Source organism: Euzebyella saccharophila, assembly GCF_014855495.1.
Taxonomy (GTDB): Bacteria; Bacteroidota; Bacteroidia; order Flavobacteriales; family Flavobacteriaceae; genus Euzebyella; species Euzebyella saccharophila.
Genome location: NZ_JACYFJ010000002.1, coordinates 645324 through 667439, shown reverse-complemented (window position 1 = coordinate 667439; position 22116 = coordinate 645324). Strand labels below are relative to the sequence as shown.

At 38.9% G+C, this 22116-nt stretch carries 20 protein-coding genes; 8 read left to right on the top strand and 12 right to left on the bottom strand.

Translation table 11 applies throughout. The annotated features are described in order from the left end of the window. Positions 1 to 17: 17 nt before the first annotated feature. From IL355_RS09435 to nirB, 10 genes are all read right to left on the bottom strand, one after another. Complete coding sequence (locus tag IL355_RS09435; RefSeq protein WP_192461910.1) at positions 18 to 1241, bottom strand: glycosyltransferase; 1224 nt, start codon at positions 1239 to 1241, stop codon at positions 18 to 20. A gap of 288 nt (positions 1242 to 1529) precedes the next feature. Beyond that, the gene (locus tag IL355_RS09430; RefSeq protein ID WP_192461909.1) at positions 1530 to 2582 is read right to left on the bottom strand and encodes an MATE family efflux transporter; all 1053 of its coding nucleotides are present in this window, start codon (positions 2580 to 2582) and stop codon (positions 1530 to 1532) included. A gap of 403 nt (positions 2583 to 2985) precedes the next feature. Further along, positions 2986 to 3189, bottom strand: a complete 204-nt coding sequence (locus tag IL355_RS09425; RefSeq protein WP_192461908.1) for a hypothetical protein — start codon at positions 3187 to 3189, stop codon at positions 2986 to 2988. Positions 3190 to 3328: 139 nt separating this feature from the next. Then, a complete protein-coding gene (locus tag IL355_RS09420) occupies positions 3329 to 4045 on the bottom strand; it encodes a LytR/AlgR family response regulator transcription factor (protein WP_192461907.1) in 717 nt (238 codons plus the stop codon). A 281-nt stretch (positions 4046 to 4326) separates the two neighbouring features. Further along, complete coding sequence (locus IL355_RS09415) at positions 4327 to 4728, bottom strand: response regulator (RefSeq protein ID WP_192461906.1); 402 nt, start codon at positions 4726 to 4728, stop codon at positions 4327 to 4329. Positions 4729 to 4903: 175 nt separating this feature from the next. Further along, positions 4904 to 5275 carry a DUF7009 family protein gene (locus IL355_RS09410; RefSeq protein WP_192461905.1) on the bottom strand — a complete coding sequence of 124 codons (372 nt, stop codon included), beginning with the start codon at positions 5273 to 5275 and terminating at the stop codon, positions 4904 to 4906. Next, the gene (locus IL355_RS09405) at positions 5272 to 7047 is read right to left on the bottom strand and encodes an ATP-binding protein (RefSeq protein WP_225621165.1); all 1776 of its coding nucleotides are present in this window, start codon (positions 7045 to 7047) and stop codon (positions 5272 to 5274) included. Before IL355_RS09405 ends, IL355_RS09410 begins: the two co-directional genes overlap by 4 nt. Positions 7048 to 7142: 95 nt before the next feature. Continuing rightward, the gene (locus tag IL355_RS09400; RefSeq protein WP_192461904.1) at positions 7143 to 7733 is read right to left on the bottom strand and encodes a DUF4202 domain-containing protein; all 591 of its coding nucleotides are present in this window, start codon (positions 7731 to 7733) and stop codon (positions 7143 to 7145) included. 84 nt (positions 7734 to 7817) lie between these two features. Further along, on the bottom strand, positions 7818 to 8195 hold the full coding sequence (nirD, locus tag IL355_RS09395; RefSeq protein ID WP_192461903.1) for a nitrite reductase small subunit NirD: 378 nt from the start codon (positions 8193 to 8195) through the stop codon (positions 7818 to 7820). A gap of 20 nt (positions 8196 to 8215) precedes the next feature. After that, positions 8216 to 10732 (bottom strand): nitrite reductase large subunit NirB, encoded by a 2517-nt coding sequence (gene nirB / locus IL355_RS09390; RefSeq protein WP_192461902.1) that lies wholly within the window; start codon positions 10730 to 10732, stop codon positions 8216 to 8218. A 125-nt stretch (positions 10733 to 10857) separates the two neighbouring features. Here nirB and cobA point away from each other — a divergent pair, with 125 nt between their 5' ends. The 4 genes from cobA (at position 10858) to IL355_RS09370 (ending at position 15461) form a co-directional block, all read left to right on the top strand. Next, positions 10858 to 11631, top strand: a complete 774-nt coding sequence (cobA, locus tag IL355_RS09385) for a uroporphyrinogen-III C-methyltransferase (RefSeq protein WP_192461901.1) — start codon at positions 10858 to 10860, stop codon at positions 11629 to 11631. A 254-nt stretch (positions 11632 to 11885) separates the two neighbouring features. Beyond that, the gene (locus tag IL355_RS09380; protein WP_192461900.1) at positions 11886 to 13301 is read left to right on the top strand and encodes an MFS transporter; all 1416 of its coding nucleotides are present in this window, start codon (positions 11886 to 11888) and stop codon (positions 13299 to 13301) included. Between the two features lie 63 nt (positions 13302 to 13364). Then, positions 13365 to 14654, top strand: coding sequence for an alginate export family protein (locus IL355_RS09375; protein WP_192461899.1), 1290 nt, complete (start codon positions 13365 to 13367; stop codon positions 14652 to 14654). A 135-nt stretch (positions 14655 to 14789) separates the two neighbouring features. Further along, a complete protein-coding gene (locus IL355_RS09370) occupies positions 14790 to 15461 on the top strand; it encodes a response regulator transcription factor (RefSeq protein ID WP_192461898.1) in 672 nt (223 codons plus the stop codon). A gap of 5 nt (positions 15462 to 15466) precedes the next feature. On the opposite strand, the gene IL355_RS09365 is transcribed toward IL355_RS09370, so the two are convergent. Next, entirely contained in the window at positions 15467 to 16072 is a 606-nt protein-coding gene (locus IL355_RS09365) for an ankyrin repeat domain-containing protein (RefSeq protein WP_192461897.1), read from the bottom strand. A 112-nt stretch (positions 16073 to 16184) separates the two neighbouring features. Here IL355_RS09365 and IL355_RS09360 point away from each other — a divergent pair, with 112 nt between their 5' ends. From IL355_RS09360 to IL355_RS09350, 3 genes are read left to right on the top strand one after another with little or no spacing between them, the layout of a single operon-like run. After that, the gene (locus IL355_RS09360; RefSeq protein WP_192461896.1) at positions 16185 to 17609 is read left to right on the top strand and encodes a DUF1593 domain-containing protein; all 1425 of its coding nucleotides are present in this window, start codon (positions 16185 to 16187) and stop codon (positions 17607 to 17609) included. A 35-nt stretch (positions 17610 to 17644) separates the two neighbouring features. Beyond that, complete coding sequence (locus IL355_RS09355) at positions 17645 to 17893, top strand: hypothetical protein (RefSeq protein ID WP_192461895.1); 249 nt, start codon at positions 17645 to 17647, stop codon at positions 17891 to 17893. Between the two features lie 50 nt (positions 17894 to 17943). After that, entirely contained in the window at positions 17944 to 19134 is a 1191-nt protein-coding gene (locus IL355_RS09350; protein WP_192461894.1) for a glycoside hydrolase family 28 protein, read from the top strand. Between the two features lie 42 nt (positions 19135 to 19176). On the opposite strand, the gene IL355_RS09345 is transcribed toward IL355_RS09350, so the two are convergent. Next, complete coding sequence (locus tag IL355_RS09345) at positions 19177 to 20457, bottom strand: serine hydrolase domain-containing protein (protein WP_192461893.1); 1281 nt, start codon at positions 20455 to 20457, stop codon at positions 19177 to 19179. A gap of 199 nt (positions 20458 to 20656) precedes the next feature. Here IL355_RS09345 and IL355_RS09340 point away from each other — a divergent pair, with 199 nt between their 5' ends. Continuing rightward, positions 20657 to 22006, top strand: coding sequence for an alpha-amylase family glycosyl hydrolase (locus tag IL355_RS09340; RefSeq protein ID WP_192461892.1), 1350 nt, complete (start codon positions 20657 to 20659; stop codon positions 22004 to 22006). The last annotated feature ends 110 nt before the right edge of the window (positions 22007 to 22116 follow it).

The window sequence follows — 22116 nt, the reverse complement described above, 5'->3', positions numbered from 1 at the left end:
TGACCTAAATCAAATTTTTAATTATCATTTATTTCTTCCGGCATAGGAAATAGCACCTTGGTATTTTCCATTTTTGCTCTCTTTATCGCCTCGAAATATTCAATATATTGCTCGATAACCTCCTCAATGGGGTTGGCAATGGCAGCCTTGAAATTTGCCATTCCTAAATGAATTCTGTAGGAATTGTATACCAATACATTTTCAATGGCTTCGGAAAGGGATTCAGGACAATCTGGGGTATAAACTTCTGCACGATAATTTCTTTCTTCCACAGCAGCGTTGAGACCATCAAAATAGGGTAGTACCACGGCTTTTCCTTTCGTTGCCGTCATATGAATATCCTTTAGTTTTTCGGTATCTTGAGAATAGGGTAAAACTACCAAAGCACTTTCTTCTATAAGTTTTGGAAATTGGGTTTCATGGGTGTCATGCAAGAAGGTTAGTTGCTTCATATATTTATGGTTTTCTTCTATACGACGCATGTACCCCGGTACTTCCTTAGAATCATTTCCTGCAACCACAACTTCTAGGTTTAATTCAAGGTTTCTGGCCCTAATTCGCTGTATGGCCTCTAAAAAGACCTCCAGTTTCTTCTGGGTGCCAAATGTTCCAAAAACAAGTATCTGTTTCTTGTTACCAGCAATTCTATAATCTGGCTCTTTAAACGTTTCAAAACTCCCGTAGGGCATTTTAGTTATATTCTTCGCTTTCAAGTCTTCTCTTAAAATTTTGGTCATTTTATTGGTGTTGGTTGCCACTATATCAGATGCTAAAATCATTTTGCTAAGGTTACGACCATATTCTTTGTTTTTATTCCTTCCTAAAGAGGGCAAATACCCCTTGTATGCTTTAAAAGGTTGGGGTAGGCTATGTATTAAGGATATGGAAGCCACACCAGTGATTCTGCTAAACAGGGGAATCATAAAGCCCATTGCTGCAGGAATTTGTTTGTTTCCAAAAGTGTGCTTTCCCAGATTGAAAAAAACGGCATCTGGTTTAAATCTCAATACGTGTTGGGTTACTTTTATGAAATTGGACCAACCATTATAACTCCAGCATTGCTCAATGGTAACAGGACTACCTTCTGGACTTAATTCAATTTTTTTATTGGTGCTACGGTCGGTTATCAATAAAATTTCTTCCACTTTAGGGTGATTCCTAAAATGCTTCACCAACTGAAGGCCGTAAAAGGCCAGGTCTGCTTCACTTGGTGGATAAGCGGTTACGATTGCAAGTTTCATAGGTCATATTTTTGGGACGTCATTCTAAATGACTGAAGCAAAGTTCCTTTAAGCGCGTAAAAAATAGCTATGGGAAGAAGGTAGAAGACAAATAGGTATAGCCAAACGGTAGTAAGGAACCGCTCAATAGCTTTTTTAAAAAACATAATTTTTACAGCGTATACCCATTTTATCTTGATTAACAGCCTTTTAACGAGTTTAAAACCTATGCCTCTTAGAATCGGTAAACAAAAAAACCAGAAACCAAAGGTGGCTTCCGGCAAAATGAATGGGTAATCTACCTATGAACTATTTCATTGTTTTTGTGTGAATGTATAGTGTCTGTGCAATTAGAAGAGCTATCATGGCTATTATTTGAAGTTGAACCACTATGCTCAGGCTGTCGTGAAAAAGCATAAATAATAGCATTTGAAATAATCCTACTACGGTCATAAAAAGGGCAGGTATGTAATCTTTTAAAATCATAAAATGATAGGTTACCATGGTGGCAATAATGAACAGGGAAATTACGGTGGCATATTGCCATAGCAGGCCACTAATAGCTAAATAATCGTTGTCAAATAGTACTCCAATAATAGTATTAGGAAATAGGTAACAAATGGCAATTATACTTAGCAACAGGACTCCCAAAATTTTCAGATGTCTCCTTAGTAAGGGAAGGGTCGCTTTTTTGGCTTGATTATATCTCAATGTTTCTATAGATAATTTTAAAATGAACACCCAAGCCAAGATGTATATAACCCTGCCTACAAGTACTAAAGCCGTATATTGATTGGTTTCTTGGTTCTTGAAATAATGGGAAACCATTAGAACGTCACCATTCTTTATTAGTATTTGTATAAACTCGTAGCCGGCTGATAATGCCAGCAGGTACATAAGTTGTTTGGTATGCACTTTTGAACTACCCTCTACCTTACCAAATAAAAAATGATAGATGTTACCGGGCATGATCCGTTTTACCATGCATAAGGGAATGGCTAAACCTATTCCCAATACAGCACCCATTTGTTTGGAGGGAAAATGATGTAATAAATCTGTGGAATAAAAAAGAACACTTACCATAAGTATGGCCATTATTCCAATCCTACAGCTATAGGGCAATGATACGAAACCACTAGTTTTTTTGGCTGGAACAAAAAAATCAAGCTTGGATCCTACAAGTTGAAATATCATTCCCCCAAAAATGAGCGATATCAAGAAAATTATTAGGGTTACTCTATTGGCATACGATTCTGGCCCCATGGTATATCCAAGAAGAAGGTTGTATAGGCAGGCGCCTCCATTGGCAAGAAGCACACTACCTATAATCAACCTTTCGGGGGAAGTTTCCTTAATTTTCATATCAGTTCTTGTTCTCGGGTAATCTTTTAATGGGATGATTTGTGGTCATCGTGAAACAAATATCCCCTGTAAAATGAAAATCAATTGAGCAGAATAGTTGGATGGCGATTTTCTGTAGACGAATGGCTAAAAAATGGCTGTAAAGAATTTTGTTGGTTTGGGTGCTTATAACTAGTTATTAATAGGAAAAGGACAACCGAGTGCGCCAGCTCTCAATTGCCCTTTCGACTTCTCATTTCCTTCAACCCAAAATAAAGAAGGAAATCTACCTATGTTTTTTTGTCCGGTACTGAACCTGTGGTATGATTTTTCGATTGGTTTTACCCACATCCTCGGCTACGAATGTTACCCAAACATTTGCGTTCTCGTCTATGATAACCATATTTTCGTAGCCTGGGAAATTCTATTGTGGGCTTAACTGAGGTACCCGATACCTCTTAGGGAGCACATCGTCAATCATGTTCAAGGATTCGGGGGAAACCATATCTTTTTTATCAAAATATTCTGGGGTACCACCTTGGGTATAAGAACCTAAAAATCGGTACTCTTGAGCAATTGAAAGTTGGATTCCATAAGAAAGGAAGCAAAGCGGTAAGAGTTTATTCATAGCTAATAAGATTAGGAGCTACAAATATCTAATTCATACTGAAGAAAAATGCTTGAAAAGCGGTGGATGGTAGTTTACCGTAGGTAGATGGCAATTACGTGGCGACGCAGTTAAAGTAAGTAAAGTAAAATAGTGTATACTAAACCAAATTAAGACGGCGCATTAATTCCGGGCGATTGGATCGGCTAATGGGCACAACATTCTTTCCGATTAATACACTATTGTCTTCAATGTCTATAATTTTGTTAAAGTTGATTATATATGAACGGTGAATTTGCAGGAAGCTACTATCAGGAAGTTTTTCCTTTATTTTTTTCAAGGTGGTATGTACACGATAGGTATCCTTTTCCAACCGTATTTCAATATAGTCCCCTTTTGCTTCTACAACCAGGATTTCATTGAATTTTAATTTGATTAGCCTTCTATCTATGTTAATGTAAAGATCTGTGGTGGAAGAATTATTACTTTCTGATTTGGGAACAGGAGTTTTGGCCACTGGCTGAGAAGCAACTTTTTTTAATTTTTGAATGGACTTTTCAAAGCGCTCCGGTGTTATTGGTTTTACAATATAATCTACAATAGCTTCATATTCATATGCTTCAATTGCAAATTCTGTATCGGAGGTAGTTAGTACAATATGCGGTGGATTTTTTAAGGTCTGTACAAAATCTACACCAGTGAACCCGGGCATATGAATATCCAGAAAAATGACATCCACTTGTTGTTGGTTCAAAAACTTTATGGCCTCAACCGCGCTTTCAAACTGTTCTACTACATTTAAATCTGAAAAATTGGCACACAACTGAGCAACAATAGCTCTAGCTGTGGCTTCGTCATCGATTATTATACAGTTCATTTTCAGAATATTACCGCTTAAAATTTAATATGAAAATACTTAGAAAATCTGATTTATACATCATTTTTTCGTCTTTCAGCTTATTAAGGTAACGAAAACAATCCTATAGTAATTGTGTTTTTTGTAAATAAAGTCTTATTAAATCATGGCAATCTTTTTAATTTTTGTCAAGACCATAACATTAAAAAGCCCCGCAATACAGCGGGGCTTCTTTCACCTAACTATTAATCAAAAATATGAACTACTGCACCCAAGCGGATGCAACCACCTATTTTTATCGTTTATGCGTTGATCAAATCGTTTACTTCCCAATAAGCAAACACTTTTCTCATTTTCTCAACATAATCCTCATATTTAAGAGGCTTGGTCACGTACCCTGCAATTCCAGAACTGTAGCATTCCAAAAGGTCATCTCTATTTTGAGACGTAGTAAGTACTACCACGGGTATATTTTTTAAATGCTGTACTTTCTTAATGGCAACCAAGAATTCATTTCCGTTCATCCGTGGCATATTCAAATCCAGCAGGATTAAATCTGGAAGCCTTAATGTATTTTTTAAAATATCTAACGCATCTTCTCCATTCTCGGCCATTATAAGCTCATGGTTTAAATGCAGCTTAGAAAGGGTTCTTGTCATTTTCATGGTCTCTACCTGATCATCTTCTATAAAAAGTATTTTCATGGCGCTAATAATTAAGTGAACCCCAAAGTACCTACATTTTGATCGTAAAAAAGTTCAACTGTAGACGAATGGGAATTAAGTGTAGACGAATGGTAGTATTGAAACGGTCAAAGAAAAATGCCGTAAGTGCTGATATTAAAGGGATTTCTTACAAAATGTATGTTCTCGAATGTCTTTACTTTTTTGCCAATAGGGGATTGGGGTAGTTATCACTCTCATCTTCATCCCTCTCATCCAAACAAACAAAATCTTTTTCAACCAAAAGGTTTAATAGGGTACCGTCGTTCAACGTAAACTCATTCTTAAAACCAACCCGTTCATCTTGGTCCCAATTCAAAATTTGCTCTTTAGGAATGAAAATAATGATGGTGTTATCCACAAAATCGGCCTTAAGACAATTAATATCTTCCCTAGAAACTATTTTATAGGTAAATATTTGGGTGTTAAAACGTGTAGTCTCTGAAAATTCTCCCGTTTCACAAAAATTCTCCACTTCCGTTTTGGTCAGCCTCAACCTTACGGAATTACCCCTAATTCGTATTTTCATACCACTAATTCTTTCTGTTCTGTTTTGTAATTTATGGTTACACGTGTTCCTTTTCCTGGTTCTGAATGGATAAATAACCTGCCGTTAATATAGCTAATTCGTTCTTTCATAAAAAAGAGACCCATTCCACCTTCGCTTTGATTGGTGGGTAAGCTCTTCATGATATCAGTATTAAAACCCTTACCATCATCATCTATGACCACGCTTAAAATTTGATTTTTATAATCAATAGTTACCAAAATATAGTTGGCCTCGGCATACTTTATGGCATTGTTTACCGCTTCTTGGGTTACCCTATATATATTGGTTTCGGCCAGGGAATCAAAACGGATGTAATCTTCTGTTTTGTTTTCGAAAAGGATATTTTTACCCGTTAGCTTGGAAAGCTCATTGGTCATTTTATGCAAAGCCGGAAAAATACCATGGTCACTAAGTTCTGGAGGTGTTAAATTAAATGTAGCGGTACGCACCCCTTTAATAAGATCGGCAGTAAGAGCTTTGAGGTATTCAATTTTTTCCGCTGTTTTTGTTTGATTGCCTACATCAATGGATTCTATATTGAACCTTAAAGCCGTAAGCATTTGGCCTATGCCATCATGAATATCTTTTGCAATGCGCTTGCGTTCTTCTTCCTGGCCTTCAACTATTTGACTTGCCTGGAGCTTTTTTTGTTGCATTCTTTCTTCAAAATTCTGCTGGGTAAGCTGCTCTACCTTCAATGCATTTTCTTTACGTTCTGTAATATCTGAACATAATATTAGTACGCTCTGCTGTTGGCTGGATTGATGCATGGGAACAATGGAAACATCCAGCCAATATTCATTCCCTTTTTCCGTAGTAATTTTGATTTCCTCTGTTCTAATGAAGTTTTTTCTGTTGTTTTTTAAAATTTCCTTCAAATATTGCTGCTGTCCCTCCTCTGTTGTTAGCACCTCAGACAAAGGCCTCTTTAAATCCGATGCTTCCAAGCCCAATAGCTGAAGAAATTTTTTGCTCATAAATACAATACTTCCATCCTGGCGGGCACTCGCAAAAAGTGAGGCATTGTCAATTACAAAGTTGAGCTCTTGAAGGTCTTTTAGCGATTTTTCCTTTTCCAAAAATAGCCGTTCTGTTTCCTTGGCCTGATTTTCTGACTGTAGCCTACTTTCCATCAAGTTAAAAATGGTCTTTCTGATTTGTAGGGATAGCGGTCTAAAAATCAAAATAATTTCTAATAATAAAATGAGAATTGATATTATTAAAAGCAGGTACTCCTTTCGTTTTAAGCTTTCAAGTTTTTCTTTACTTCTAGAGTCATACTCGTTTACAATGTGGTCCATTATTTGCAGAAACCCGTCCTCATTTTTGAGAATGGTAGTAGTTAGCTCCGCCAACTGATCGGTTAATAGTTTTTTTTGTTGGTGCAGTTCAACTATTTTTTCTGCTGCGGTTACCATTGCAGTATGGTAGGGCTCTACTTGATTGAATAATTGTAACACCCCTTCATTGGTCTCCTTTGGTAGTGTTAATTCCTCACTGCCCATTTGAAGTCCAACATGTCTACTTTTCCAAGAGTCCAGTGTCTCTTTCATCTTCTGAACTACGTGGTCAATATTCTTTTCTGGGAACAAATCTTTGATAAGTAATACTTCCTTGGTCAATTTCTGACTGTAGGCCCTCTGAAAACCGGCAACATTTATAATTCTTGAGTCACTTAATTGGGAATTAAGATGAGATTGTATTAAGATTTGGGCAATGATGATGGTCAAAGCAATGCCTGCAAATGCCAATAAATACCATTTGCGAATGCGTAAAAAGGTTGCATTATCTAAAGACTGCCTATATTTTGGACTCTTTTTTATAAACCAACTATTTTAGACCGTACTTATTCCTCCAGCGCTTTTGTTATGAGCTGAAGGGAAGTAGGGGACAAAGGCAATTTTAAAGCAGCTTCATGCCCCTTAGGAGACATTTTTCTCCATGTTTTCTGAAGAATATCTATTATTTTTTCTTCCGGATGCTCCTCACTGAAGTATTCAAAATAATATTCCAAAAAAACGAGGCAAATAACATCTTCCAACGTTTGGGTGTCTTCATTTTTTTTGAGTTGTTTCTTTTCTAAAAGAAATGCTACTTTATCAATGGTCGCTTGGTCGTACCCTACTTGTTCCAAAATTTCAGCAGCCGCCTTGGCATGGAATTTCTTTAAATCTTGTCGCCATTTCAAATACCCTACACGGTTCATTTCATAGCTATCTCGCGGTATTTCCCACCGACGAATATGCTGGCAACGGGCCGTTAATCTAAGGGCATCGGAGGCATTGGGTTCAAAATCGTCCAGTTTTTGCGTCATCCTCTGGGCGTACAATACTTCCTTAGGATATGTTTTTCCCTTATATTCTTCGGTATTTGGGTCTTTGCTATTGGCTTCGTCAAACCTTTTAAAGGCTTCCGCTAATTTCTCGGAGGTAGGCATACAATGTAATTTTTAGGAAAGATAGTAATTTCCGTTTCCTTTTTATTAAGATGTCAACTCCAATTCGTTGCTGTTTCCTTTAAATTAATGGGCAAAACCAATGTGAACAAACCCATCAATTATCTTTACAGGGTAGGTGGCCATCGGTTCTAAATCCCCGTTGAGGTTACTGCCGTCCTCTAGCGAAAAAATACGTTTGTGCAAGGGGCAGGCTACCATCGGTATACCTTTATGGTCACCGATCATTCCTCTGCTTAGCACCATTTCTTGTTTTTCTGGGGATAGGTTTTGGGTGGCGTACCACTTATTCAAACGTGTAAAGTTGAAAACGGCTATTTGCAGGTCTTTATATTTGACACAGGCACCTCCATCTTTCGGGAAATCGTTCACCGAGGCCGCTTTGAACCATACGGTCACTTCTTCTGTTTTTACAGTTTCGTATTTTTTGGTTGTTGCAATCATCTCTAGCATTTTTGCATTGATTATTTCCAAGGTTCTGGCATTTTCTGCTCTCTCATGGGAACAAAAACCAGGTTGTCATCTTCTTCTTTGCTGTTCACAAAGTGGTTAAAACGTTTCATCATTTCAGGGTCGTTGACCGCTTGGGTCCACTCACATTCAAATTTGTTGACCAAAGTCTGCATTTCTTCTTCCAAATCTTTGGCGATGCCTAATTTGTCATCAATAACAACTTCCTTTAAATAGTCAATTCCCCCTTCCAATCGCTCTTGCCAGGCCGCTGTACGTTGTAAAGGCTTGGCCGTACGCATGTAGAGCATCAAGTAGCGGTCTAAATATTTAATGACGGTTTCGTTATCTATTTGTTCCGCAAAGAGTTCGGCATGTCGGGGATTTGCCCCTCCGTTACCACCTACGTAAAGGTTCCATCCTCCCTCAACGGCAATCAGTCCGAAATCCTTACCACGGGCTTCTGCACATTCTCGAATACAGCCTGAAACCCCGCCTTTTATTTTATGTGGCGCTCGAATACCTCTGTACCGGTTTTCCAATTCAATCCCAAAGCTGACGCTTTCGTCCATACCATAGCGGCACCAAGTGGAACCTACACAGGTTTTTACCGTACGTAAAGATTTACCATAGGCATGGCCACTTTCAAAACCGTGGGCTATCAGATCTTTCCAGATAAGAGGCAATTGTTTTAAGGTTGCTCCGAACAAATCGACACGTACCCCACCGGTTATTTTCGTGTACAGGTCATATTTTTTGGCGATTTCACCCAGGGCAATCAATTTATCGGGTGTAATTTCTCCTCCAGGAACCCTTGGCACTACTGAATAAGTACCATTACGCTGAATATTGGCCAAAAACCGATCATTTGAATCTTGAATAGCATATTCCTTATTGGCCGTATCCGCATGAATACTTGCCATTAAGGAAGCCACTACAGGTTTGCACAATTCGCAACCATGGCCACCATTACCGTGGTTGTCGAGCACTTCATTAAAAGTAGTATAGCCTTTTACCTGAATGATTTTGTACAAATCTTGTCGGTTATAATCGAAGTGCTCGCAGATGGAGTCTTTTACTTCTATACCCAGCGACTTCAAACTAGCTTCGGTAATATCTTTTACCATGGGCTTACAGCCCCCACAACCGGTTCCTGCTTTGGTACAGGAGACCACATCGGCCAAATCTTTGGCTTCCCCGTTTTCGATCACCCCACAAATTTGTCCCTTGGTGACACTTTCACAGGAACATACTTGGGCTTCGTCCGGTAAATCCATGACATTGCCAAAGGCAGTGGCACCATCAGAACTCGGTAAAATCAATTGTGCGGGTTCTTCGGGAATAGGCATTCCGTTCATATATACTTGGTGAAGCATATTGTAATCGGAAGCATCTCCCACCAAAATACCACCTAAAAGCTTTTTACGGTCATGGCTAACATTAATACGTTTGTAAAGAAATTTGGTTTTGTCTTCATATATAATGGAATGGCCTTTGGAAGCAGGCATAAAGGGCTCTCCAAAACTGGCCACATCAATGCCAATCAGCTTTAGTTTGGTAGACATATCAATATCAGTGGGCATATCGGATTCGGCTTCGCCTAAAATCTGTTTGACGGCCACATCGGCCATGTCATAACCAGGGGCAACCAGTCCGTAAATCATTTGATTCAATAATGCTACCTCGCCAATGGCATAGATATGTTCATCAGCGGTTTGCATTTTATTGTTAACGACGATTCCGCCACGCACACCGACTTCTAAACCGCAGGTTTTCGCAAGTTCGTCTCTAGGTCTAATACCTGCAGATATGATGAGCATGTCGACATATAGCAGGTCATCTTCGCCAAACTCCATACCCTCGATCGAGCCATTTCCTAAAATTTGATTGGTGGCCTTACTTAAGTGGATGTTCAACCCGATGGACTCCAATTTTAATTGTAGCACATTACTACTTCTAGAATCCAGTTGCCTGGGCATTAGTTTTGGGGCGAACTCTACGATATGGGGTTCTAAGCCCATATCCAACACCGCCTTACCGGCTTCGAGTCCGAGCAGGCCACCGCCCAAAACAGCAGCCTTTGCATTGGGTTTTGTTTTCTTAAGGTCTGCGGCATACGCCAACATCCCTTCTAAATCTTCTATGGTTCTATAGACAAAAACACCCTTTTTTTCTACTCCTTTTATTGGAGGTACGAAAGGGGATGAACCCGTAGCAAGAACCAAGTAGTCATAACTGAAGATGCGGTCTTTTGATGTAGAAATGGTTTTTGAATCGCGATTGATATCGAGTACGCGTTCAGAAGTCACCAATTCTATTTGATTTTCTAAGTACCATTCTTTCGGGGCCATTTCAAGCGCTTTGGCGTCTTGGCTCTCAAAATATTCACTTAAATGTACGCGGTCATAAGCTGGTCTTGGTTCTTCGCCAAAAACAACAAGCTTGAAGTTTTCACTTTTTTCATGGGCCACGAATTTCTCACAAAACTTATAGCCTACCATGCCGTTACCGACAACAATTATTGTTTTCATTTCGCTTCGATTTTAAACTACTTAGCAATATTACGTATTAATACGTATTTTATGTCTGTTTTTATGAAAATAATTACGTAGTTTTGTTGAGAAATTGACAATCCTACCTAATTAAAATAAGTATTATGGAATTTGTGATAGAACCAAAAGTTACTTTGGTGGGCGCTGGTCCCGGTGCGTCAGACCTTATTACTGTAAGGGGTTTGAAGGCTTTGAAGGATGCAGATGTGGTTTTGTATGACGCTCTTATTGACGAAGAGCTATTGCAATTGGTAGACGTAAAATCTAAAGTAATATACGTAGGTAAAAGATGCGGCACCCACAGTCGCACTCAAGAACAGATAAATGAAATGATTGTAAAAATGGCTTTGGAATTTGGTCATGTAGTCCGCCTAAAAGGAGGGGATCCTTTTGTGTTTGGTAGGGCCTGTGAAGAAATCGATTATGCAGAGTCTTTTGGTATTCCCGTAACGGTTGTTCCTGGGGTAAGCAGTGCCATAGCGGTACCTTCAAGTCAAGGTATTCCCATGACCTCAAGAGGTTTGAGCAGCAGTTTTTGGGTTATGACCGCCACAAAAAGAGACGGTAACTTCTCAGAAGATTTGCAACATGCCGCTCGTTCTTCCGCCACTTTAGTCATTTTAATGGGAATTAGAAAAGCTGCAGAAATAGTATCTAAGGTCCGTGAATATAGGGATTCTTCAACGCCAGTAGCAATTATTCAAAACGGTACGAAAGCCAATGAGGAATGTTTTTTAGGTACGTTGTCTTCATTTTCTGTAAAACTTCCTGCCATTGATTATGAGAGACCCGGAATTATAGTAATTGGAGATGTAGTAGCGAAGCATCCTCTATATTTCAACGAGGAAGTGCAAAGAATGCTTTTCTCGGCATTTTAGTATACCTTATATATAGAAGTTTCTTTTCTATGGTTCTAAACTCGTAAGATTCAACGTTTAAAAAACTTTCCCTTTATCATATTCCTAATATTACCAACGTACATATTTTGAATATTTCAAATTTCTACTACGCATATCTTCATTCTCGTAAAAATACGTACTAAATCAATCATTTTTTACATAACTACGTATAAGTACGTAATTATAAACGTATGTTTGTCCATAACTAAGTATCACAATTTAAAATATGGACTATGGAAACACAAGCATCAAAAAAAGCTACTTCATTAAAACTTACTAATGTAGGTAGTTTGCCTATTAGAACCTTTTGGATAACCTCAATTGCCTTTTTTATCTGTTTTTTCGCTTGGTTCGGGATTGTTCCCTTTATGCCAGATGTAGTGAGGGATCTGGGTCTTACACCAGCGCAAAAGTGGAACTCTATTATTTTGGCGGTTACGGGCACTGTTTTCGCTAGATTATTGATTGGTAAATTATGCGACAAGTTCGGACCAAGGCTTTGTTATACATTTTTGCTGATAATTGGAGCTATACCGGTAATCTTAATCGGGTTTGTTCAAACACCCTTGCAGTTTTTAATTTGTAGATTATTTATAGGTTTTATTGGGGCATCATTTGTTATCACGCAATTTCATACATCTATAATGTTCGCTCCAAATATTGTGGGTACGGCAAATGCCACTTCTGCTGGGTGGGGAAATTTAGGGGGAGGAGCCAACCGGCTTGGTATGCCTCTAATAGCAGCTGCCGTAGTAAGTTTTGGGGTAGCGGATGAAATAGCTTGGAGGTACTCCATGGTTGTTGCCGGTGTTATTGCCATGCTTATGGGATTGGTTTATTATTTTTTTACAAAAGATACACCTGAAGGTAATTTTGCGGATTTGAGAAAATCTGGTCAAATGCCTGTATTAAAAAAAGACGAGGAGAGTTTTTTAAGTGTGTTGAAAGACTATAGAGTATGGATTTTGTTTATTGTTTATGCGGCTTGTTTTGGTATGGAGCTTACCGTTTATGGAACTATGGATGATTATCTTCAAAATACCTTTGGCTTAACAAGGTCCATGGCGGGAAATATTGTTCTATCCTTTGCCCTTATGAATATTTTTGCACGAACCCTTGGTGGCTTTTTCGGGGATCGTTTTGGAAAGTTAAAAGGACTAAGAGGTAGGGTAATTTTCTTAACCATTATTCTAGCTGCGGAAGGTTTAATGCTTTCTATCTTTTCAATGGCAACAAGTTTAACCATTGGTCTTGTATTCTTAATTGCTTTTAGTCTTACCGTTCAAATGGCCGAGGGAGCAACTTTTTCTGTAGTGCCATTCATCAATAAAAAAGCTATTGGGTCTATTTCTGGAATTGTAGGAGCAGGAGGTAATGTTGGTGCTTTTTTGGCAGCCCTATTTCTAAAGTTAAAGTCTGCCATGGCAGAGACTAATGCCTTGGAAGCCAATTCACATTTAGGTGAAGAAGCAATGAAAGCGGCCCAATCTGTTGCAGCAGCTGGTGCGGTTTCCGGTGGATATTTTGTTATAGGTTTATTTGTTGTAATTACTGCACTTACCACATTGGCTATAAAATTCTCTATGGCAGATGAAAAGGCGGTAGCTGAAGAAATGGAGCGAGAACTTGCCCTCTCTGGAGGCAATTAAATCTTATCTACCCAAGACCTTATCTAGAAAATTGGTTACTCTTTATTGTAAAATCTGTTTTATATGAAATACAGAATATATATTTTATTGTCCTTCTTGGTTTTTCAAACGGCAAATGCTCAATTTATTTTAGATGGAGAATTTAGGCCCCGCACCGAATATCGCAATGGCTTTGGTTCCATCATTCCAGATGCGGCGGACCCTGGCTATGCTATCTCGACGCGAACCCGATTGAACGCGGGTTATAAATTTAGTTCGTACGAATTTTATTTAAGTCTTCAAGATGTAATGGTCTGGGGGGAGAACAGGCAAATTTTACCCTATGATCAAAATAATTCCTTTGCTGTTTTTCAGGCTTGGGCAAAATTGAATCTGGGAAAGGGTTTTTCCACAAAATTAGGACGACAGGTAATTTCGTATGATGACCAACGAATTTTTGGGGGACTTGACTGGGCTCAGCAAGGCCGCAATCACGACGCTGCCCTTATCAGCTATAACAAAGACAGATTTATGCTTGATTTAGGTCTAGCGTTTAATCAAGATTTTAGTAACCCGGCTGGTTTTCAATCCGTGGGAACGACATACAATACTACAGGATTTTTTTCCTATAAAACCATGCAGTACCTCTATTTAAAGCAGAAGTGGGATAGTTTTTCAGGTAGCCTTTTATTGCTTAACAACGGATTTCAAAATTTTACAACAGAGGGTGATGTCCAAGTAGCCGATGGAGTGAGCAATCTAAAGACCTTGGGTACTCATTTAAATTATAGTTCAGGAAAATTTGGTGCGGCTTTAAATGCCTTTTTACAGACTGGCGAAAGGCAAAATGAGGCAAAAGTAAGCGGGGCCTATTTGTTAGGGCTGGATATAACTTATAAGGTTTCCAATAAAATAGGATTGGGTGTCGGTACAGAGCTTATAAGTGGTAACAAGGCCGATACTAGCGGTGAGACCGAAGCTTTTTTTCCGCTTTATGGAACCAATCACAAATTTAATGGCTTCATGGATTATTTCTACGTGGGCAACCACGCAAACTCTGTAGGTCTTTTTGATATACATGCCAGTGCTAATTTAAAAATGGGGGAAAAATCAAGTTTACTCTTAAAAATATTAAAGTTTGCCGGGGAACAAGATTTGCCTAGTGGTGAAGGCAATTTAGGCATTGAAGTTGATTTGGTCTATTCGCAGGCTTTTAATGGTTATGCCCTTAAAATAGGCTACTCTCATATGTTTGCCGCTAGCGGTATGTACGAATTGAAAGGAGTTGCCGAGGATATGGCGGCAAGTAGCCAAAACTGGGCTTGGGCCATGCTGATCATCAAACCAAAATTTTTAAATACGGCTAAGGATTAGTTATTTATAGGATGCTTCGATTGAGCCGTTGTAACCTCTGGGTTATGGCGGTTCATTCATTTTCAATAGTGCCAAAATGAGGTAATTTGTAAAAATTAAAATTCAACTATATTTGTACGTATTAATACGCATGTTTTGAGCAATACTACAAGTATCGTTTTGGTTGATGACCACTCTTTAGTAAGAGATGGGATAAAAGCTTTGCTAGAGAGCGAATCTGATTTAGAAGTTATAGGTGAGGGAGATGATGGCCTTGAAGCCTTGCAGTTAGTGGAGGATAAAAATCCTGAGATTTTGATTATTGACATCAGGATGCCAAATATGACGGGGATTGAGGCGGTTAATGAGCTTAAGAAAAGAAAATCTAGTGTTAAGTGTATCATTCTTTCCATGCATGATTCCGAAGAATACATTTTAAAATCGGTAAATGCCGGTGCCAAAGGATACCTTTTAAAGGATACGGGCAAAGTAGAGTTCATTAAAGCCATTCATACCGTTAGGGAAGGTGGAACCTATTACAGTGGTGATATTTCCAATGTGCTGGTAAACAATCTTTTGAAGCCCTCGAAGGAAATTGTTGAGCAAGTATCCAAGCCAAAGGGGGGGGATAATCCTTTTGATTTGACCAATAAGGAATTGCAGATTCTTGAATTGGTACTGTCCGGACTAACCAATAAGCAGATTTCCGAAAAACTTCAGAATAGCAAAAGAACGGTAGAAACCCATAGGTTTAATCTTATGCGGAAGATGGATGTGAAAAACCTTATTGACCTATCTAAAAAGGCACAGAAATACAATTTGGTTTAGGTCTATTAAAGGTATTTTTCACTTTTCAAAAACCTGACTATTGATGGGGAAAGCTGATGTCTTTCCATTTTTCTAAGAGGTTTGGTTTTTGCTCCAAATTGCACCAATAATTTAATAGCTTCCTTATTACCCGATCTGGCCGCAGCACAGATAGGCGTGTCTAAATAAACTCCAATTTTTGCTTCAACGTTTGCATTCATTTCCAATATAAACCTAAGCAGTAACAAGTTGTTGGATTCAATGGCGGCATGAAGCGGATTACCATAAATTCCACTCATTAAATCAATTTGTGCTCCACGTTGCAATAGGAATTCGGCCATTTCCTTGTCCCCATTATGACAGGCAATAGCAAGCGGTGTCCGGGAAAAAGAAAGAATTTCTGATGATTCAAAATTGATATCGGCCCCAAAATCTAGCAAAAGATCTATCACTGGAAAATGCCGATGGGTAACCGCTGCGTTCAATGGGGTCGTTTTTATAATGCCCTGGCAATTAGGAGACACCCCGCTAAGCAGTAAATCATGGGCAACTTTACCGTATCCCTTGAAGCAGGCGTTGATTAATTGGTCTTCCGCCGTGTTGATTTGGGTGCTTTGGTTTTGATCCGACATAAATTTCGGTTTTTAAAAAGTAAAAATTATAGAAATTAACTTCGGCCAATGTTATATCCTTTTAAAACAAGGATTTTTTATCTTGCATGAATGCCAAAATGTACCATTTAATATGAGAACGTTTCTGTTTGCCTTATTCTTATTTGCTGTTGCGCCTCTTTTTGCACAATCGATAACAAAAGAAAGGGTGGTTGTTCTAACGGATATAGAAGCTGATCCGGATGACACCCAATCCTTGGTTAGATTGTTGCTGTACTCCAATGAACTGGATATTATGGGTTTGGTGGCTACTACTTCGTGTTGGCTCACTTCTTCCGTTCACCCAGTATCCATTAAAAAGGTCTTAAGCGCGTATGGAAAAGTGCATGGCAATTTGCTAAAACACCAAAAAGGTTACCCTACTGAAAACCAACTTCTTTCAATCGTAAAAAGTGGCTTGCCAGTATATGGTATGAAGGGGGTAGGCAAAGGTAAGGATTCAGAAGGCTCTAATTGGATCATTTCAGAATTGGAGAAGGAAGATTCTAGACCTTTGTGGATTTCTGTTTGGGGAGGGGTAAACACCTTGGCGCAGTCCTTGTACACGCTGAGGGAAACAAAATCGCCCAAGGAATTGAAAAAAATGGTTGCTAAACTTAGGGTTTACACCATTTCCGATCAAGATGATAGTGGTATTTGGATTCGGAACAATTTTCCTGACCTTTTTTATATAGTTTCTCCTGGTGATCATTATAGTAGTGCTACGTGGACGGGCATCAACTCTTACATTAAGGGCATAGACAATAGCACTATTGGCAATACTTGGTTGGCGGAAAACATTCAACAAGGCCATGGGCCATTGGGAGCAGCCTACCCCGATGTAGCCTGGGGCATGGAAGGGGATACTCCAGCTTTTTTGGGAATCTTACCCAACGGACTAAATGTTCCCGAACATCCCGAATGGGGCGGTTGGGGCGGTCGTTATGAGTTGGATTTACCGGAATTTGACCCCTCCAAAAAAGGTAGCTCCATAGTAACAATTGAGCCGGAGACCAGACCTATTTGGACCAATGCTGTGGATAGTTTAAATGGCTATATACCGAATGAATACGGTAGGTCCGTAACACAGGACTCCATCAGTTTTAAGGGATATAAAGAAACGCTATGGCGCTGGCGTGACGATTTTCAAAATGATTTTGCCGCTAGAATGGATTGGACAATAAAGACCTATGAAGGGGCCAACCATCCACCCGTTCCCAAATTGACACATGCAGATGAAATAACTGTAAAATCGGGGGAGAATTTTACCCTGGATGCTTTTGATAGCATGGACCCGGATGGTGACAATCTCAGTTTTCTTTGGTTCCATTATTTAGAAGCGGGTACCTACAAAAATGTGATTCCCGTTAATGGAGCGGAAAACGCCCACCAAGCTTACTTTACGGCACCAAAGGTTAAAAAGAAGGAGACCGTCCATTTTATCGTAAAAGTAACGGACAAGGGAAGTCCACGGCTTAGTAGGTACAAACGCGTAATAGTTACCGTTACGCCAAAATAGAACAGAAAAACTTCAGCTAAAACTACTAATAGATTATGAACAGAATTTTTGCAATCTTAATTTTTACGCTCACGACCCTTGGTGGGTGGGCTCAGTTTACAACACCCTCTTCGGGGAAAGATTTTTTAACCAAGGAGCAGGTTGGAGCGCATGCCCTACCAAACAAAATTGCGCCCATAAAAGCCCCTTTTGAGATGCCTCAATTAAAGAAGCCGGTTTTTCCTGCATATAGTGTTAATATAAATGATTTGGGGGCTAGACCGGGAGAAAAGTCCCTAAAATAATACAGAAGGCTATTGATCGCACTTCCAAGCGAGGAGGAGGTACCGTAGTAGTGCCCTCCGGGATTTGGCATACTTCGCGATTAGAACTTAAAAGCAATATTAATCTAGATCTTAAAGAAGGTGCCGAACTGCATGTTGGAGGGGAAATTGAGGATTTTCTCCCAGCGGTCTTTACAAGGGTAGAAGGCATAGAGGTAATGTCTAGCGGAGGTTTTATATATGCCTATAAAGCAGAAAATATAGCCCTAACCGGTAAAGGGAAAATTATTGGTCCTCCTGGGGATGCACCGGTTAGAAGTGCGCCAGGTCCAAAAGGAGTTGTGGAAAATGCCATTGATCAAGATGCACCGGTTAAGGAAAGGGTGTATGATGGGCACAAAGGAAGGTTTTTTTACAAACCTAAATCCATTTGCCTGGTGGAGAGTAAAAATATACTTATTGAGGGCATAAACATTGAGAACAGTGTAACCTGGAACGTAACGCCTATTTATTGCGATGGAGTGATTATTAGGGGAATTACTGTAAACTCCGTAGGTATTCCCACTGGGGATGGTATTGACATTGAGTCTTCTAGGAACGTTCTTATTGAGTATGCCACCCTGAATAATGGCGATGATTGTTTTACTATGAAATCCGGTAGGGACAAAGATGGCATAAGGGTAGATAGGCCTACAGAAAATATTGTAGTAAGGTATTGTATCTCAGAAGCGGGACATGGGGCAATAACAACTGGAAGCGAAACCGCTGGATGGATACGTAATGTTTATTTGCATGATTGCATATTTGATGGAACAGACCGCGGTTTTAGATTCAAGACTAGAAGACCTAGAGGTGGGGGAGTGGAAAATATATATTATGAAAGGGTGAAAATGAATATTAAGAGGCATGCCTTGGAATGGGATCTTTTGGGAAGCCGAACCTATGTAGGGGAATTGGCAGACCGTTTGCCAAAGCGCCCTATAACCGATCTTACCCCGGTATATAGAAATCTTTTTTTTAGGGATGTTGAAATTACTACCCAAGAACATTTTATCAGGGCAAAATGTATTCCAGAAGTACCATTGACCAATGTTGTAATGGAAAATTTAGACATTACTTCCGGTCATACTATTTTATTGCGAGACGTAAAGGATTTCGTAATCAAGAATTCGGTAATTAGAAGTAAGAACCAAAATATAGAAATTTTAGAAGGTGAGAATGAACGATTTGAAAATGTTGAAATGCTCTATTTGAAAGAGTAGGTAAAATCAATTTATAGGGGGAAGAGCATGAGAATAATGAACTTACATCTTCTGTGCTGGCATCTCTACGTCTTTGTCATAAACCTGTTTTACTAGCTCATAAAGGTCAGGAATTACCGTTTTAGATATTTTAGAATTACTGTTCAATAGCACACAGATGCCAAGGTCCTTTTCTGGGTACATGGCTATTTCGTTTCTGTAATTGTTTACACTACCGCCATGATGCCAAATAGTTTTTTCAACCGAGGAGCCCTTCTCTACAAACTTGTGAATTCTCCACCCAAATCCATAATAGGACTTTTGATGTCCGGGCCATTTGTGATAATATTTATGACTTCCCGAAATTTCAATAAATGGGGTAAAGGCTTCCTCTAGCGCTTCTTTTTTCATTATCTCAGGGTTGTGTCCCAAAAGAAAACGCATCCATCTCCCCATATCGTGGGCACTTGCATTAATGCCTCCAGCGGCAATGGCATTGTAATATTTGTTGGTAAGTTGTAGGGTTTTATAACCGCTACGCCATTTAGAGTGTGGCAGCGCTACATTGATTGTTTTGTTCAAGGTCTTATGGTCCATGGAGGTGCTGCACATTCCCAATGGGGTGAAGAACCTGTTTTGTAGGGAAGTGGAAATTTCGTCCCCCGTGGCTTTTTTCATTATTTCTCCGCACAAGGCAAAAATGGCGTTTTGATAGCTATACATGGCGCCTGGCTTGCTAATAGGGGCCACTTCCTTAAATCGTTCCGCAATCGTTTCCAATGGTAGGTTGGCTTCTACCAAATTGGTGAAACTGTGATAGGGAGTACCTGAGGTATGGCTCATGATGTTTGCTAAAGTGATTTCAGAAGTATTGCTGTCATCCCCCAACTTAAATTGTGGCAAATAGTCAATTACGCGATCTCTCCAATTTAAATAGCCGTCATTTTTAAGGTTGGCCGCAAGTACACCTGCAAATCCCTTACTTAAGGAACCTAATCTAAAGACGGTTTCCCCATCTACTTTATCGTTGTAGTTTACATTCCTCTTGCCAAATCCATTTGAAACGATAATGCTATCCCCTTGCACGATACTTACTCCCGCCCCTACAATATCTCCATTTTTGATTGCCCTATCAAAATAATGGCTCAAGGCCTTTTGTAATTCCTCTTTATTGGAATTGTATTCCCTTAGGTCGATTTTGGACAAAGGCTCATTTTCATTTTCCAAAACAATTTCGGAGGAAGGGTTCGTTTCTATTGGTTCTTCGCTTTTAATGCCAGAAGTGGCCAAAAACAATGTGAGGGTAAGTAGGGCGAAAATGGCAAGTACTTTAAATGTACGCATGGGGCTAGTGGATTGACTTTTGGGTTATAGGGCTTGAATATAGGATGAATTACTTAAATAACGGATGAAATGCACTAATTCTTATACTAATTGTTATTTTTTAACACTTCGTTTTTTCTACAATCTTTTATTCTAATTTGATAGTTTCATTTCTTTTAAGACGTGCATTGATTAAATTTAGAATACCAACGGCAAGTAGATGTTCAACCGAATTTTTTATCAGATATATCCTTTAGGTCTTTTGGGTACACCGGAAAGCAATTCTTTCGATTTTGAGCCTACCTCAAAAATTTCAAAATTAAAGGTATGGCTTGACCATATGTTGGATTTGGGTTGTGATGCGCTTTATTTGGGACCTGTATTTGAAAGTGTATCCCATGGATATGATACCGTAGATTTTTTTCGTGTTGATCGGCGATTAGGCTCCAATAAACTTTTAAGGGAATTAATAGATGTGGCGCATTCTAAAGGAATTGTTGTAGTGTTGGATGCGGTTTTCAATCATGTGGGAAGGGAGTTCTGGGCCTTTAAGGATTTGCTTAAGAATAAAAATAATTCAAGATATAAGGATTGGTTTAAAAACGTTGATTTTTCTAAAGAAGGGCTGTTTTCAGATGGATTTTCGTATTCCGGTTGGCAAGGCCATTATCAATTGGTAGAATTAAATCTTGAAAACCCAGAAGTAAGAGTACATCTTTTGGAAGCGGTAAGATTTTGGATTCACTTTTTTAATATTGACGGTTTACGTCTGGATACGGCAGATATTCTTGACATACCATTCCTAAAAGAACTTTTAACTTTTACTAAAACCTTACATCCAGAATTCTGGTTACTGGGAGAGACGGTATCAGGTAATTATTTAACCTGGGCGAATGATAAAATGTTGGACTCGGTAACCAATTATGAATTGCATTCGCCTTTGTACGAATGTTTTAATAAGCACGATTTTAACCTTTTGGGTCCTTTACTACAAAGACAATTTGGTCCACATGGTAAGTATAGAAATGTACAGTTGTACACGTTTGTAGATAATCACGATGTTAATAGGGCGTTTAGTAGCCTAGTCAATAAACAGCATTTACCTCTATTGTACGCCTTACTTTTTACCCTTCCCGGTGTACCTTCTATTTATTACGGTAGTGAATTTGGGTATGCGGGTACTAGGCAGGGATTTAACGATGCAGAATTAAGGCCTGCCATTACTTATTCTAAAAGGTGGGAGGAATCAAAATATCCTGAAATTTTCCACACCATTAAACAGTTGATCACTTTAATAAAAAAATTTCCTTCTCTGGTCCATGGTAATTTTATTCTAATTGAATTGAGTAAGGAAGTTTTGGTTTTTGCCAGGGAGTTTAAAAATAATAGTGTAGTGGTAGCCTTTAATCTTGGAATTGTACGAACTGAATTAAAAACAGTATATACGGCCTTAGGAACTGTTGTGATAAAAGATGTTCTGGATAGCAACTTTAGTACAAATGTGAAGAGCGGAAATTTTGTATTAAACCTTCCACCTGTAAGTTTTAGGCTGCTAACTCCTTCAAAATGAATATTTCTTTGTATTTCTTGTAATATTTTTCGGTACCCATAAATAATCGTTCAATTTTTACGAATTAAAAACTACGTATATATACGTAATTTTATAATTTGCAAGTATAA

What these genes read in the sequence shown, in the direction of transcription:
- IL355_RS09435 (WP_192461910.1), bottom strand. Translation starts at nt 1,241, where the DNA reads ATGAAACTTGCAATCGTAACCGCTTATCCACCAAGTGAAGCAGACCTG.
- IL355_RS09430 (WP_192461909.1), bottom strand. Translation starts at nt 2,582, where the DNA reads ATGAAAATTAAGGAAACTTCCCCCGAAAGGTTGATTATAGGTAGTGTG.
- IL355_RS09425 (WP_192461908.1), bottom strand. Translation starts at nt 3,189, where the DNA reads ATGAATAAACTCTTACCGCTTTGCTTCCTTTCTTATGGAATCCAACTT.
- IL355_RS09420 (WP_192461907.1), bottom strand. Translation starts at nt 4,045, where the DNA reads ATGAACTGTATAATAATCGATGACGAAGCCACAGCTAGAGCTATTGTT.
- IL355_RS09415 (WP_192461906.1), bottom strand. Translation starts at nt 4,728, where the DNA reads ATGAAAATACTTTTTATAGAAGATGATCAGGTAGAGACCATGAAAATG.
- IL355_RS09410 (WP_192461905.1), bottom strand. Translation starts at nt 5,275, where the DNA reads ATGAAAATACGAATTAGGGGTAATTCCGTAAGGTTGAGGCTGACCAAA.
- IL355_RS09400 (WP_192461904.1), bottom strand. Translation starts at nt 7,733, where the DNA reads ATGCCTACCTCCGAGAAATTAGCGGAAGCCTTTAAAAGGTTTGACGAA.
- nirD (WP_192461903.1), bottom strand. Translation starts at nt 8,195, where the DNA reads ATGATTGCAACAACCAAAAAATACGAAACTGTAAAAACAGAAGAAGTG.
- nirB (WP_192461902.1), bottom strand. Translation starts at nt 10,732, where the DNA reads ATGAAAACAATAATTGTTGTCGGTAACGGCATGGTAGGCTATAAGTTT.
- cobA (WP_192461901.1), top strand. Translation starts at nt 10,858, where the DNA reads ATGGAATTTGTGATAGAACCAAAAGTTACTTTGGTGGGCGCTGGTCCC.
- IL355_RS09380 (WP_192461900.1), top strand. Translation starts at nt 11,886, where the DNA reads ATGGAAACACAAGCATCAAAAAAAGCTACTTCATTAAAACTTACTAAT.
- IL355_RS09375 (WP_192461899.1), top strand. Translation starts at nt 13,365, where the DNA reads ATGAAATACAGAATATATATTTTATTGTCCTTCTTGGTTTTTCAAACG.
- IL355_RS09365 (WP_192461897.1), bottom strand. Translation starts at nt 16,072, where the DNA reads ATGTCGGATCAAAACCAAAGCACCCAAATCAACACGGCGGAAGACCAA.
- IL355_RS09360 (WP_192461896.1), top strand. Translation starts at nt 16,185, where the DNA reads ATGAGAACGTTTCTGTTTGCCTTATTCTTATTTGCTGTTGCGCCTCTT.
- IL355_RS09355 (WP_192461895.1), top strand. Translation starts at nt 17,645, where the DNA reads ATGAACAGAATTTTTGCAATCTTAATTTTTACGCTCACGACCCTTGGT.
- IL355_RS09345 (WP_192461893.1), bottom strand. Translation starts at nt 20,457, where the DNA reads ATGCGTACATTTAAAGTACTTGCCATTTTCGCCCTACTTACCCTCACA.
- IL355_RS09340 (WP_192461892.1), top strand. Translation starts at nt 20,657, where the DNA reads ATGTTCAACCGAATTTTTTATCAGATATATCCTTTAGGTCTTTTGGGT.